This is a genomic window from Pseudomonas sp. SBT1-2, from assembly GCF_028640875.1.
Taxonomy (GTDB): domain Bacteria; phylum Pseudomonadota; class Gammaproteobacteria; order Pseudomonadales; family Pseudomonadaceae; genus Aquipseudomonas; species Aquipseudomonas chlororaphis_I.
The window spans coordinates 9,618-23,212 of the sequence record NZ_JAQZAA010000109.1; the positions used below are offsets into that span (position 1 = coordinate 9,618).

A 13,595-nucleotide genomic window follows, 5' to 3' on the forward strand; every position below is an offset into this window, starting at 1 on the left:
CGCTCCTACAGGGGGGGCAGGCCCGGCGAATGCAGGGCTCAGACCACAGCCTTGCGCCGTTCCCAGGCCTGGGGGTTCACCAGGTTGGCCGGGCGCTGGCCGGCCAGGGCCGCCAGCAGGTTGTCGACGGCGCAGCGAGCCATGGCCTCGCGAGTCTCGAAGGTCGCCGAGCCGATATGCGGGGTGGCCACCACATTGTTCAGCTGCAACAGCGGCGAGTCGTGGCCCAGGGGCTCACGCTCGAACACATCCAGCCCGGCCGCGCGAATCTGCCGCTGCTGCAAGGCCTTGATCAGCGCTTGTTCGTCCACCACCTTGCCCCGGGAAATATTGATGAAGATGCTTTCCGGGCGCATCAGGGCGAACTCTTCGCGGCCGATCAGGCCCAGGGTCTGGTCCGTCAGCGGCAGGGTCAGGCAGATGAAGTCGGCCTGTTGCAGCAGCTCCGGCAGGCTGCAGTAGCGGGCGCCGAAACGTTGCTCCACCGCCGGCTTCGGGCTGTTGCTGTGGTAGAGCACCGGCATGCCGAAGCCGAAATGGCCGCGCTGGGCCAGGGCTTCGCCGATCCGCCCCATGCCGATGATGCCCAGGGTCTTGCCGTGCACGTCGCTGCCGAAATGCAGCGGGCCGATATTGCGGTTCCACTGGCCGGCGCGCACCAGGTTGGCCAGTTCCACCACGCGCCGGGCGCTGGCCAGGATCAGGGCAAAACCGGTGTCGGCGGTGGTTTCGGTGAGCACGTCCGGGGTGTTGCTGAGCAGGATGTGGCGTTGGGTCAGGTAGTCGATGTCGTAGTTGTCGACGCCCACCGACACGCTGGCCACGGCTTCCAGGTACGGCGCCAGGTCCAGCAGTTCGGCATCCAGGCGCAGGCTGGCGCCGAGCAGGCCCTGGGCCGAGGGCAGGGCGCTGCGCAGCTTGGCCAGGCCCTGGGCGCCGAGGTCTTCGATCAGGGTCACCTGGGCCTGCTCATGCAGGCGGGCCATCAGCGGCGGCGAGAGTTTCTTGTACAGCACGACCTGTTTTTTCATGGGGTTCACCTTGTTCGATTCAGGAATGCGCCAGGCGGCGACGTGCCGGCAGCGCGGTGCGCTGGCGGTCGCTGGCGCCCGGGTTGAGGAAGATGGTCAACACCACCGACAGCAGCAGCGCGCCGCTCATCAGCAGGTAGGAGGCGCCCGGCGAGCCGGTGGCGCTGTTCAGGTAGCCCACCAGGTAGGAGCCACCGAACGAGCCCAGGGCGCCCATGCTGTTGATCAGCGCCATGGCGCCGCCGGCGACGTTGGCCGGGAGGATCTCCGGGACGATGGCGAAGAACGGCCCGTAAGGCGCGTACATGCAGGCACCGGCGATCACCAGCAGGGTGTAGGACCACCAGAAGTGCTCGGCACCCAGCAGGTAGGAGCCGTAGAAGGCGAAGGAGGCGATCAGCAGCGGCGGCCAGACGAAACGCTTGCGCTTCTGGATCCGGTCCGAGCCCCAGGACACCCCGAGCATGGCGATCACCGCGGCCAGGTAAGGCAGCGCCGACAGCCAGCCGGCCTCGACCATGTCCATCTGCGCGCCGTGCTTGAGGATCGACGGCAGCCACAGGACGAAGCCGTAGACGCCGATGCTCCAGCAGAAGAACTGCAGGGCGAGGATGATCACCTTGGGCGAGCGGAAGGCCTCGGCGTAGTTCTTCACCGCCTTGATGCCCACCTGCTCGGCGGCCAGGGCGCTTTCCAGGTCGTGTTTTTCCTGGTCGCTGAGCCATTTCGCCGCGCTCGGGCGGTCATCGGCCAGGCGCCACCAGATAAAGGCCCAGAGCACCGCCGGCAGGCCTTCGATGATGAACATCCAGCGCCAGCTGAAATGCTCCACCAGGTAGCCCGAGACCACCGACATCCAGAGCATGGTCACCGGGTTGCCGAGGATCAGGAAGGTGTTGGCCCGCGAGCGTTCGGCCCGGGTGAACCAGTGGCACAGGTAGACCAGCATCGCCGGCATCACCGCGGCCTCGACCACCCCGAGCATGAAGCGGATGGCGATCAGCATGTAGGCGTTGGACACCACGCCGGTGAGGGTGGCCAGGCCGCCCCAGAGGATCAGGCTGACGAAGATCAGCTTCTTCACGCTGTGTTTTTGCGCGTAGATCGCCCCCGGTACCTGGAAGAAAAAGTAACCGAGGAAGAACAAGGCGCCCAGCAGGGACGACAGCCCCGGGGTGATCATCAGGTCGGCGGCCATCCCGGAGGCGGCGGCGAACCCATAGTTGGCGCGGTCCAGGTACGCCAGGCTGTAGGTGATGAACACGATGGGCATGATGTACCACCAGCGGCGGGTGGCGAGTTTCAGCGTTTGCATAAGGGTGCTCCTGAGCTTGTTGTTTTTGTCGCAACAGGTAACGCAAGGTTCAGTCGGGTTGAGGTGTCTTCACGGTTTTGTCGCTATAGGGCTTGTACGGTTTCCGTTGCCGCGGGCCGGCTGGCGAGCGCTTGTGCGGCAACCAGGGGCAGTTCGTCGCGGCTCGGCAGGCCTTCCATGTCGCCCCGGCTCTGCACCGCGCGGCTGCCGATCCAGTTGGCGCGCTGCACCGCCTCGGCGAGGCTGTGGTTCTCCAGCAGGGCGCTGATCAGGCCGACGGCGAAACCGTCGCCGGCGCCCACGGTGTCGACCACCTGGGTCACCGGCACGGCCTCGACGAAACCTTCGTGCAACGGGGTGCGGTAATAGGCGCCATGGGCACCGAGCTTGATCGCCACGGCCTCGACGCCCTGGTCCAGGTAAAACGCGGCGATGTCGGCCGGGTCTTCATAGCCGGTCAGCAGGCGGCCTTCGCTCAGGCCCGGCAGCACCCAATGGGCGAGCACGGCCAGGCGGTTGATTTCGTGGATCATCAGTTTTTCGCTGCCCCACAGGCTGGGCCGCAGGTTCGGGTCGAAGGACACACTGCGGCCGGCCGCGCGCATTCTGCTCATCAGGCTGTGGGACAGGTCGCGGGCCGAGGCCGACAGCGCCGGGGGAATGCCGGTGGCGTGCAGGTGACGGGCGCGCAGCAGTTCGGGGGCGATGTCGGCAACGCTCAGGTGGCTGGCCGCCGAACCGCGGCGGAAGTATTCCACCCGCGGATCGTCGCCGTGCTCTTCCAGGGACTTGAGCTGGAAACCGGTGGGGTGTTGCCGGTCGGTGGCGACGAAGCGGCAGTCCACGCCTTCGGCCTGCAGGCTGTCGATGACGAAACGCCCCAGGGAATCGGCGCCGACCCGGCTCAGCCAGCCGACCTTGAAACCCAGGCGCGACAGGCCGATGGCGACGTTGCTGTCGGCGCCGGCGATGCGTTTGTGGAAGTGGCCGACCTGGGCCAGGTCGCCGCTCTGTTCGGCGACGAACATCGCCATGGTTTCACCGAACGACAGGATATCGAGCTCAGACATGGGCGTGCTCCAGGCGGGACTGGCCAAGGCGGGCGAGGGTGGCGACGTGTTCGCGGGTCAGCTGCACCAGGTCTTCGCCTTGCAGCGGGTATTCCACGGCCCGGGTCACACCTTGAGTCATGTGCCGCAGCAATTGTTCCCACAGATGCAGGTCGGCCATGCCCGGCGGTATTGCCACCAGCTTGCCGTCGGCGCGCCGGGCCACGGCCTTGCAGTGCACGTAGCCGACATAGCGGCCGAGCAGGCGCGCGGCGGCGGAGGCGGACTGGTCCTGCCACTGCCAGTTGCCGATGTCGAAGGTCATCTGCACTGGCAGGCGGTGGCGCTCGACCTCGGCGAAGAAGCGCTGGAAGGGTTCGATGCGCCCGCCGTGCAGGGTCTGGTCGTTTTCCACCAGCAGCTGCACCGGGGACTGCGCCAGCAGCAGGGCCAGCTGGGGCAGGTCGTTGTGTTCGGTGAAGTACCCCAGGGACACCTTGAGGCTTTTCGCGCCGAAGGCCTCGGCCCGTTGCAGCGCCTGTTCCAGCAGCGGGTTGGCCCGGGAACGCCCGGCCACCCAGAGTTCCAGCGGCGAAGAAAACACGCTTTCCAGTTGCTGCTCGCGGGTGGCCTGGGCCAGTTGGGACGGGTCTTCGACGGTCAACAGCTCTTCGCGCCATTCGATGCGCGACGCGCCGGCGGCGGCCAGCACCTCGATGAAACTGCCCTGGCCCTGCTCACGGACGCGGTCGGCGCCGTAGCTGGAAAGGCTGATGGAGACAGGCGATTTATTCATGGTCATGGCCTCTGAAACCGGTTTCATTTGTTCTCAAAAAAAAGCCCCACAAAAGAAGCTCATTTCCCTATCTTCATGCCTGCGCCGTTCCCTGTAGCCGCTGCCGCAGGCTGCGATCGGCGGCGTAGCCGTCGTAACCCGGCCGAAGCCTTTTCCAGGCAGATCGCGGACGCAGGTTTTGCGGCAACTGCGTTGCCGATCGCAGCCTCGCAGGCTCGGCAGCGGCTACACCGGCACCGCGATTCCCGAGTCGATCAGTGGTTGCAGAGACCCTCGTTGTCGGGTGGAGCCACGGACGATCAGCTCGGCCGGGAAGTCCAGCACCCGCAGCGGCTCGACATCGCCGCGCAAGCGCTTGAACAGGCACTCGAAGGCGCTGGCACCGATGCGCTCGGTGGGCTGGGCGAGGGCGGTGATGCCGGTGCCCACCAGCGGATACCAGTCGAGGTCGTCGAGGGCGATCAGGCCGATCTCGTCGAACAGCGCGCAGCCCAGCTCGCGCAAGGCCCGGGTCGCGGCCAGGGCGGCGACGCCGTTGGCGCAGAACAGGGCTTTCGGCCCGGGGCCGGGGGCGGCGAGAAACTGTTGCAGCTGCTGGTTCAGCGCGGCGCCGGTTTCCACCGCCGCGCCTTGCAAGGCCGGGCGCTGCTCGATCTGCGCCTTGAAGCTGTTGCTGCGCTCGATCCGCGAGCTGGTGCCGTCATGGGGTTCGCTGACCAGCAGCAGGTCGCGGTAGCCGCGCTCTTGCAGGTGTTCGATGGCGCTGCGCACGGCTTGCGGGTTGTCCAGGCCGACCAGGTCGCTGTGCAGCTGCTCGACCTTGCGGTCCACCAGGACCATGGGCATTTCCCGATGCAGTTCGCGCAGTTCGTCCAGATGATGGCCGAGGGTGTTCACGATCAGCCCTTCGATGTTGTACGAGCGCAGGTTGGCCAGGTGCTGGCGTTCCTGTTCGTCGTCGCGGTCGGTGTTGCACACCACCAGGCTGTAGCCGTGCTGGCGGCAGGCGGTTTCCACGCCATGCATCACGGCAATCGAATAGGGGTTGCGGATATCGGCCACCAGCATGCCGATCAGGCGCGTGCGCCCGCGTTTCAGGCCGCGGGCCATCTGGTTCGGGCGGTAGCCCAGTTCGGCTATCGCCTGTTCGATGCGCAGGGCGATGGCATCGGAGAGCAGGGCGCGGTCTTCGCCGATAAAGCGCGACACGCTGGCCTTGGAGACCCCGGCGCGTTCAGCGACATCGAGCATGGTGACGCGGCTGCGCTGGGCGGCGGAAAAACTGTTCACGGGCGGCGACCTGTCTTTGGCGTTCTTGTTATGGGCGTATCCGTTCCAGGTGCGACGTTCTGCCGCATCGCTGAAACCGGTTTCAGGAAACAGCAAAGCGCTTTCGCCGTCAAGCGCGATCAGCGCCAGCGGGATGAAAAAAATGTCATGCGGCCGAGCGCGGGTGGTCTTCTTTGGCAGAGGGAGGCGTCTGGCACCTGCGTTGCAGGTGATCGCGGGCAAGCCTCGCTCCTACAGAGAACTCACAAGTCTGTAGGAGCGAGCGGGCGGCGATCCGACTTGCCCGCGATAAGGACTACGCGGTGTCGTTGAAAAAAAGCTATTCGAGGCAGCCCCGCAGGTAGTCGAGCAGGACGCCATACAGCGCATCCACCTCCGGCGCCAGGCCCCGGGCCCGCAGGCAGCCATGCACCAGGCCGAGGCCCGGGTACAGCTGGCTGTGGCCGCCGGCGGCGAGCAACCGTTGGTGATACAGCGCGCCGTCGTCGCGCAGCGGGTCGAACTGCGCCAGGGCGATAAAGGCGGCGGGCAGGCCACTGAAATCCGTGGCCAGCAAGGGCCGGGCATAGGGCGAACGCTGGGGAGGGCCGGGCAAATACAGGGCCTGGTAGGCGTCCAGGTCGTTGCTGCCGAGCAGGGGCGCGTCGGCGCACTGGCTGCGCGAGGGCAGGTCGGCGGCGCCACCGAGGCCGGGGTACAGCAGCACCTGGGCGGCGGGCAAGGGTTCGCCGGCATCGCGCAGGGCCAGGCACAAGGCCGCGGCGAGGTTGCCGCCGGCGCTGTCGCCGATCACCAGCTGTCGCCGGGCGTCCAGGGCAAAGGGGCTGGCGCCGGCCTGCAAGGCGCGCCAGGCCGCCAGGCAATCGTCGAAGGCGGCGGGAAACGGATGCTCGGGCGCCAGGCGGTAATCCACGGCAATCACCAGCACCTGCAACTGCGCCGCCAGGTAGGCGGTGATGAAATCGTGGGAATCCAGGTCGCCCACCACCCAGCCGCCGCCGTGCAGGTACAGCAGGCAGGGCCAGCCCTGCGCGGGCATCGGGCTGGCGGGGCAATAGGCGCGCGCCGGCACCCCGGCCAGTTGTAGGTCGCTGACTTGCAAGCCGCTGGGGCGAGGTGGGGTGAATGCGCGGCACATGCGGTTGTAGCTGTCGCGCCAGCCCTTGAAGCTGCTGTCGGGGCTGGTGAAACTCTGCGTCCTGGCGACGAAGGCGGCGAGTTGGGGGGAGAGGGGGTAGTGGCGCATGAGCGGGGGATGTCCGTTGTCTGGAAGAGGGGCATCGCGAAGTCGAGCACCGACCGGCTGCTCCTACAGGGAATGGCGCAAATATCTGTAGGAGCGAGCTTGCTCGCGATAAGGCCGGCAGGACGTCACTATTTCAAGCTGGCCTGCACGGCCGCCACGCCATCCTTGCCGTCGAAGCTGCTGACCCCGGCCAGCCAGCGTTGCAGGTCCTCGGGGTGCTCGCGCAGCCATTGCCGCGCCACGTCCTGGGGCGTCTTGCGTTCCATGATCGGCACCATCAACTGGCTTTCCTGGGCCGCGCTGAAGGTCAGGTTTTCCAGCAGGCGCTGGACGTTGGGGCAGCGCTCGGCGAAGTCCGGCGCGGTGACGGTGGACACGCTGGCCGCGCCTTCGTTGGGGCCGTAGACGTCTTCGCTGCCGGTCAGGTATTCGATCCGCATATTGATGTTCATCGGGTGCGGGGTCCAGCCGACGAAGACCACGAACTCCTTGCGGTTGATCGCCCGTTGCACTGCCGCGAGCATACCGGCCTCGCCGGACTCCACCAGCTTGAAGCCCTTGAGGCCGAAGCGGTCGCTGTCGATCATCGTCTTGAGGGTGGTGTTGGCGCCGCTGCCGGGCTCGATGCCATAGATCTTGCCGCCCAGTTGCTCCTTGAAGCGGGCGATGTCGGCAAAGGTCTTCAGGCCCGCGGCGGCGACATAGTCCGGCACGGCGAGGGTGGCCTGGGCGTCGGCCAGGCTCGGCTTATCCAGGACCTTGACTTGCCCGGCCTCGAGGAACGGCGCGATGTTCTTGTCCATCGCCGGTTTCCAGTAGCCGAGGAAGATGTCCAGGCGCTTGTCGCGGATGCCGGCGAAGATGATCTGCTGCACCGCGCTGGTCTGTTTGCTGTCGTAGCCCAGGCCGGTCAGCAGCACGTCGGCCATGCCGCTGGTGGCGATGACGTCGGTCCAGTTGACCACGCCCATGCGCACGGTCTTGCAGGAAGCGGGCTCGCTGGCCCAGGCATTGGCGCCGAGCAGCAGGGCGCCGCAGAGAAGCGGGAGACAAGGCTTGAACAGGGTTTTCATCACAGGGTCTCGTCCGGCAGGTCGTTATTGTCAAAGGCGGCGTCTTGTTGCGCCGTGGGGGTCTGTACGAAAAGTGGCTGCGCTCGGCCATGCTGCGTTAAAAACAGGCTCGGAATGCTCATTTAGGCCCCTAAACTCCGCTTCCTCGCCTGTTTTTGCCTTGCCTGGCCATCGCTCGCCGACTTTTCGTAAAGACCCCAGCACCACTTTAGGTAACGCAGACCGTTATGAAAGCGCCCTGAGGCGACCGGCTCTTGCACTGGGGCGACTCAGTTCAGGCCCACAGGCTGGCCCAGGCCGAGGCCAGCAGCAACAGCGCCATGCCCTGGTTGAAACGCTGCATGGCCCGCGGCGAGCGCAGCAGCTGGGCGGAGCCGGCACCGAGCAGCGCCCAGGTGCCGAGGCAGGGCAGGGACACCAGGAAAAACACCAGCGACAGGTACAGCATCCGGCCCTGGTGTTCGCTGCCGTTGCCGGCGAACACGCTGGCCACGACCAGGGCCATCATCCAGGTTTTCGGGTTGACCAGTTGCAGGCTGGCGGCGCCGAGCAGGCCCAGGCGTCGGTGTGGGGTATCGGCCTGTGGGTCGAGGGACGGGGCCGGGGCGCGGAAGATCTGCCAGGCCAGGTAGCTCAGCCAGATCACCCCGGCCCAGCGCATGGCACTCGGCAGCCCGGGCACTTCCATCAGCGTGCGGCCGAGGCCGCTGCCCACCAGCATGACGATGCCGGCGGCGGCCACGCAGGCGCCGAGCACGATCGGCAGCGCGGCCTTGAAGCCGTAGCGGGCGCTGTTGCTCAGCACCAGGATATTGGTCGGCCCCGGGGTGATCGAGGCGACGAAGGCGAACAGCAGGAAGGGCAGCAGGGTGGATAGGGAAGACAACATCGCAGGCAGGCTCCAGTGAAGATCGATGAAGGCGATCTTCGCCGGCGCGGGTTCAGGCGTCTGGAAGGTTTGAGCAGCGCTTGCGGTAGGCCGCCGGGGTCAGGCCGTAGGCGCGGACGAACCAGCGGCCCATATGGCTCTGGTCGGCGAACCCCAGGGCCATGGCCACCTCGGCCGGTTGTGCGCCGCGGGCCAGCAGGCGCCGGGCCTTGGCCAGGCGCAATTGCACCAGGTAGGCGTGGGGCGGCAGGCCATAGGCGGCCTTGAAGGCGCGGGTCAGGCGGAAGCGGTCGACGCCACAGACCGCGCCCAATTCGTCCAGGCTGATGTCCTGCTGGGCATGGGCATGCAGGTAGTCGCGGGCCTTGTGCGCCACCAGCGGCAGGCGCGGGTCCTGGTGGTAGCGCTTGCGCCAGTGCAGGTGGCCGGTGAGCTGGTCGAGCAGTTGGTCCATGGCACTCTGGCGAACGATGCGCAGCTCGCCGTGGTGCAGGCTGTGGAAGGCCGTGCTGGTGGCCTGGGCCAGGCGCTGGTCGCTGGCCAGGGTGCTGGCGAAACTCAGCTGGCTGTCGGCCGGCGCCTCTTCGAACAACGCGCTCAGCTCACGCTCCAGCCACTGCGGGTCGAGGTACAGCATGCGGTAGGTGAAGCCGCCTTCGGTGGGCGCGTCGCCGTCGTGGATTTCCCCGGGTTCGAGCAAAAACACCTTGCCCGGGGTGCTGTGAAAACGCTCGCGCCGACAGTGGAATTGCTGCACGCCTTCTTCGGTCACGCCCACCAGGTAGCTGTCATGCCAGTGGGGGTCGTAGGCATGGCCGGTGAAATGGGCGCGCAGGGTCTCGATGCCGGTGTCGGCGTCCTGGGCCAGATCGATCCAGTTGTGCGCGTTCATGGAATATCCGTGACGAGGGTTGGACCGCCAGTTAGCGCCCGCCGGCCGGGGCAGATCTAGAACATTTGTGCGGCATCAGCCGAACAGCCCGGCGGCGATGTTGATGGAAAACCCGAGAATCGCGGTGTTGAACAGAAAACCGATCAGCGACTGGGCCAGGACGATCTTGCGCAATTCGCGGGTGGCGACGCCGACGTCGGAGGTCTGCACCGCCACGCCGATGGTGAAGGAGAAATACAGGAAGTCCCAGTAATTGGGGGTGGTCAGGCCTTCGGCGAAACGCAGGGCCGGTTCCTTGCCGCCCCAGGTGTAGTAGAGGCGGGCGTAGTGCACGCTGAAGATCACCCCGATCAGCAACCAGGAACCCAGCACCGTGAGGCCGGTAAAGGCGTAATGCAGCAGGCGTCGGCCGGTTTCCAGGTCCTTGCTGCCGGCCAGGGAGAAGGTGATGGCGGCGAGGCTGGCGATGGCCGCGATGCACACCATGAACAGCACCAGCCCGGCGTTTTCGTCCTCGACCTCGGCGATGCGTTTCACGTCGTCGGCCCTGGACCGTGCGGTGAGCCAGCACATCAGCGCCAGGTAGCTCCAGACCCCGGCGTTCCAGCCGATGAGAATCTTGCTGATCAAGGTGTCGGCCGGCACCAGGATGCCCGCGGCCAGGCCGATAAAGGCGCCGATAGTCAGGCGAGGGTGGGTACGTACAAGAAGGGACATGACGGCTCGCTGTGGCGGATTTGCCGCAAACCTTAGCATGCCGGCCCTGTAGCCGCAGGGCCGGCGGCACCCTGCGGTCACATAGGTCTTCTTCTGTAGGAGCGAAGCTTGCTCGCGATAAGTCCTCAACAATAACGCGGTGCGTTGAAGACCCGCCGCATGACTATTCGGCTGCTCCTGGCGCCGTGACGCCCGCTTGTTTTTCACTGCGGCGCCTGACCAGCTTCATCACCACCACGAAGAACACCGGCACGAACACCACCGCCAGGGTCGCGGTGACCATGCCGCCGATCACCCCGGTACCGATGGCCTGCTGGCTGGCCGAGCTGGCGCCGCTGGCGATGGCCAGGGGCACCACGCCGAGGATGAACGCCAGCGAGGTCATGACGATCGGCCGCAGGCGCAGGCGCGCGGCCTGCACCGTGGCGTCCACCAGGTCGTGGCCTTCGTCGTACAGGCTCTTGGCGAACTCGATGATCAGGATCGCGTTTTTCGCCGACAGGCCGATGATGGTGATCAGCCCGACCTTGAAGAACACGTCGTTGGGCATGCCGCGCAGGGTCACCGCCAGTACCGCGCCGAGTACGCCCAGGGGCACCACCAGCAGCACCGAGGTGGGAATCGACCAGCTCTCGTACAGCGCCGCCAGGCACAGGAACACGATCAGCAGCGACAGCCCCAGGAGCAGCGGCGCCTGGCTGCCGGACAGGCGTTCCTGCAGCGACAGGCCGGTCCATTCCTGGCCCAGGCCGGCCGGCAGCTGGCTGACCAGGCGCTCGATTTCCGCCATGGCCTCGCCGGTGCTGTGGCCCGCGCTCGGCTCGCCGGAAATGCTGATGGCCGGGTAGCCGTTGTAGCGGGTCAGCTGGGTCGGGCCCTGGGTCCAGCGCGCCTGGGCAAAGGCCGACAGCGGCACCATCTTGCCGAGGTTGTTGCGCACATGGATCTTCAGCAGGTCTTCCACCTGGCTGCGTCGATCGCCCTCGGCCTGGACCACCACCCGCTGCATCCGCCCCTGGTTGGGGAAGTCATTGATGTAGCTGGAACCGACCGCGGTGGACAGCACATTGCCGATGTCGGCAAAGGACACGCCCAGGGCATTGGCCTGCTTGCGGTCGACTTCCAGGTGCACCTGCGGCGCCTCGGCCAGGGCGCTTTCGCGCACGTTGACCAGGATCGGGCTCTTTTCCGCCGCCGCCAGCAGCTCGGTACGGGCCTGCATCAACGCGGCATGGCCGATGCCGCCGCGGTCCTGCAGGCGGAACTCGAAGCCGCTGGAGGTGCCCAGGCCGTCCACCGGCGGTGGCAGCACGGCGTAGGAAACCGCGTCCTTGATTTCACTGAAGGCGGCGTTGGCCCGGTCGGCGATGGATTGCGCCGAATCGTCGCTACCACGCTGTGACCAGTCCTTGAGGGTGGTGAAGGTCAATGCGGCGTTCTGCCCGCTGCCGGAGAAGCTGAAGCCGAGAATCACCGTACTGTCGCCGACCCCCGGTTCGCTGGCGTTGTGCGCCTCGATCTGCTCCACCACCTGGATCGTACGGTTCTTGCTCGCGCCCGGTGGCAGCTGGATGTCGGTGATGGTGTAGCCCTGGTCTTCCACCGGCAGGAACGAAGAGGGCAGGCGGCTGAACAGCAGCCCCAGGCCCACCAGCAGCACCCCATACACCAGCAGGTAGCGGCCGCAGCGTTTCAGCGCATAGGCGACCCAGCGCTGGTAGCCGTCGCTGAGGTGTTCGAAGCGCCGGTTGAACCAGCCGAAGAAGCCGCCTTTTTCATGGTGCTCGCCCTTGGCGATCGGCTTGAGCAGGGTGGCGCACAGGGCCGGGGTCAGGGTCAGGGCGAGGAAGGCCGAGAACAGGATCGAGGTGGCCATCGACAGCGAGAACTGCTGGTAGATGACGCCCACCGAACCTGGCATGAAGGCCATCGGCAGGAACACCGCCACCAGCACCAGGGTGATGCCGATGATGGCGCCGGTGATCTGCTGCATCGCCTTGCGCGTCGCCTCCCGGGGCGACAGGCCCTCGCTGACCATGATCCGCTCGACGTTCTCTACGACCACAATGGCGTCGTCCACCAGGATGCCGATGGCCAGGACCATGCCGAACATGGTCAGTACGTTGATCGAGAAACCCAGCGCCAGCATGGTGGCGAAGGTGCCCATCAGCGCCACCGGCACCACCAGGGTCGGGATCAGCGTGTAGCGGATGTTCTGCAGGAACAGGAACATCACCGCGAACACCAGCAACATGGCTTCGCCCAGGGTGTAGATCACCTTGGTGATCGAGACCTTGACGAAGGGCGAGGTGTCGTAGGGGATCTTGTATTCCACGCCGGCCGGGAAGTAGCGCGACAGCTCGTCCATCTTCGCCCGGATCAGGGTCGCGGTGTTCAGGGCATTGGCCCCCGGCGACAGCTGCACGCCGACCGCAGTGGAAGGCTTGCCGTTGAGGCGGGTGGAGAACTGGTATTCCTGGCTGCCGACTTCCACCCGGGCGACATCGCCGACGCGCACGGTGGAGCCGTCCGGATTGGCCCGCAGGACGATGTCGGCGAACTCTTCCGGGGTCGACAGCTGGCCCTTGACCAGCACCGTGGCGGTGATTTCCTGGCTCGAACTGCCCGGCAGGTCGCCGATGCTGCCGGCCGAGACCTGGGCGTTCTGCGCGACGATCGCCGCGTTGACGTCGGCCGGGGTCAGGTTGAAGCCGATCAGCTTCTGCGGGTCGATCCACACCCGCATGGCGCGCTCGGCGCCGTACAGCTGGGCCTTGCCGACCCCGTCCAGGCGGCGGATCTCGTTCATCACGTTACGCGCCAGGTAGTCGCTGAGCGCGGTGTCGTCGAGCTTGCCGTCGTTGGAGGTGAGGGTGATCAGCAGCAGGAAGCCGGCCGAGACCTTCTCCACCTGCAAGCCTTGCTGGGTCACCGCTTGCGGCAGGCGCGACTCCACCACCTTGAGGCGGTTCTGCACGTCGACCTGGGCCATTTCCGGGTTGGTGCCCGGCTGGAAGGTGGCGGTGATGGTGGCGCTGCCCAGGCTGCTCTGGGACGAGAAGTACAGCAGGTGATCGGCGCCGTTGAGCTCTTCCTCGATCAGGCTGACCACGCTTTCGTCCACGGTCTGCGCCGAGGCGCCCGGGTACACGGCGTAGATCTCGATGCTCGGCGGGGCGACGTCGGGGTACTGCGCCACCGGCAACTGCGGGATGGAGAGGGCGCCGGCCAGCAGGATAAACAGGGCGACCACCCAGGCGAACACCGGACGGTCGATAAAGAATTGCGGCATGAGGG

At 66.5% G+C, this 13,595-nt stretch carries 11 protein-coding genes; all 11 read right to left on the bottom strand.

From position 1 onward, the window contains the following. Window positions 1-38 precede the first annotated feature (38 nt). Window positions 39-1,031 carry a 2-hydroxyacid dehydrogenase gene (locus tag PVZ78_RS23775; RefSeq protein ID WP_273829344.1) on the bottom strand — a complete coding sequence of 331 codons (993 nt, stop codon included), beginning with the start codon at window positions 1,029-1,031 and terminating at the stop codon, window positions 39-41. Between the two features lie 19 nt (window positions 1,032-1,050). After that, window positions 1,051-2,346 (bottom strand): MFS transporter, encoded by a 1,296-nt coding sequence (locus PVZ78_RS23780; protein ID WP_096374469.1) that lies wholly within the window; start codon window positions 2,344-2,346, stop codon window positions 1,051-1,053. Between the two features lie 83 nt (window positions 2,347-2,429). Beyond that, on the bottom strand, window positions 2,430-3,416 hold the full coding sequence (locus PVZ78_RS23785) for a sugar kinase (RefSeq protein WP_038578645.1): 987 nt from the start codon (window positions 3,414-3,416) through the stop codon (window positions 2,430-2,432). Continuing rightward, a complete protein-coding gene (locus PVZ78_RS23790) occupies window positions 3,409-4,191 on the bottom strand; it encodes a sugar phosphate isomerase/epimerase family protein (RefSeq protein WP_029526986.1) in 783 nt (260 codons plus the stop codon). Before PVZ78_RS23790 ends, PVZ78_RS23785 begins: the two co-directional genes overlap by 8 nt. Before the next feature lie 225 nt (window positions 4,192-4,416). Next, on the bottom strand, window positions 4,417-5,481 hold the full coding sequence (locus PVZ78_RS23795; RefSeq protein ID WP_273829345.1) for a LacI family DNA-binding transcriptional regulator: 1,065 nt from the start codon (window positions 5,479-5,481) through the stop codon (window positions 4,417-4,419). A gap of 319 nt (window positions 5,482-5,800) precedes the next feature. Continuing rightward, entirely contained in the window at window positions 5,801-6,727 is a 927-nt protein-coding gene (locus PVZ78_RS23800) for an alpha/beta hydrolase (RefSeq protein ID WP_273829346.1), read from the bottom strand. 128 nt (window positions 6,728-6,855) lie between these two features. Continuing rightward, window positions 6,856-7,800, bottom strand: coding sequence for a choline ABC transporter substrate-binding protein (locus tag PVZ78_RS23805; protein WP_009049290.1), 945 nt, complete (start codon window positions 7,798-7,800; stop codon window positions 6,856-6,858). A gap of 274 nt (window positions 7,801-8,074) precedes the next feature. Then, window positions 8,075-8,689, bottom strand: a complete 615-nt coding sequence (locus tag PVZ78_RS23810; protein WP_009049289.1) for a LysE family translocator — start codon at window positions 8,687-8,689, stop codon at window positions 8,075-8,077. A gap of 52 nt (window positions 8,690-8,741) precedes the next feature. Continuing rightward, a complete protein-coding gene (locus PVZ78_RS23815; RefSeq protein ID WP_009049288.1) occupies window positions 8,742-9,581 on the bottom strand; it encodes an AraC family transcriptional regulator in 840 nt (279 codons plus the stop codon). A 75-nt stretch (window positions 9,582-9,656) separates the two neighbouring features. Beyond that, window positions 9,657-10,298 (bottom strand): DUF1345 domain-containing protein, encoded by a 642-nt coding sequence (locus PVZ78_RS23820; RefSeq protein WP_009049287.1) that lies wholly within the window; start codon window positions 10,296-10,298, stop codon window positions 9,657-9,659. 163 nt (window positions 10,299-10,461) lie between these two features. Further along, window positions 10,462-13,590, bottom strand: coding sequence for an efflux RND transporter permease subunit (locus PVZ78_RS23825; protein WP_273829347.1), 3,129 nt, complete (start codon window positions 13,588-13,590; stop codon window positions 10,462-10,464). Window positions 13,591-13,595 lie beyond the last annotated feature (5 nt).

Coding starts and splice junctions, on each gene's coding strand:
- PVZ78_RS23775 (WP_273829344.1), bottom strand. CDS start 1,031: ATGAAAAAACAGGTCGTGCTGTACAAGAAACTCTCGCCGCCGCTGATG.
- PVZ78_RS23780 (WP_096374469.1), bottom strand. CDS start 2,346: ATGCAAACGCTGAAACTCGCCACCCGCCGCTGGTGGTACATCATGCCC.
- PVZ78_RS23785 (WP_038578645.1), bottom strand. CDS start 3,416: ATGTCTGAGCTCGATATCCTGTCGTTCGGTGAAACCATGGCGATGTTC.
- PVZ78_RS23790 (WP_029526986.1), bottom strand. CDS start 4,191: ATGAATAAATCGCCTGTCTCCATCAGCCTTTCCAGCTACGGCGCCGAC.
- PVZ78_RS23800 (WP_273829346.1), bottom strand. CDS start 6,727: ATGCGCCACTACCCCCTCTCCCCCCAACTCGCCGCCTTCGTCGCCAGG.
- PVZ78_RS23805 (WP_009049290.1), bottom strand. CDS start 7,800: ATGAAAACCCTGTTCAAGCCTTGTCTCCCGCTTCTCTGCGGCGCCCTG.
- PVZ78_RS23810 (WP_009049289.1), bottom strand. CDS start 8,689: ATGTTGTCTTCCCTATCCACCCTGCTGCCCTTCCTGCTGTTCGCCTTC.
- PVZ78_RS23815 (WP_009049288.1), bottom strand. CDS start 9,581: ATGAACGCGCACAACTGGATCGATCTGGCCCAGGACGCCGACACCGGC.
- PVZ78_RS23820 (WP_009049287.1), bottom strand. CDS start 10,298: ATGTCCCTTCTTGTACGTACCCACCCTCGCCTGACTATCGGCGCCTTT.
- PVZ78_RS23825 (WP_273829347.1), bottom strand. CDS start 13,590: ATGCCGCAATTCTTTATCGACCGTCCGGTGTTCGCCTGGGTGGTCGCC.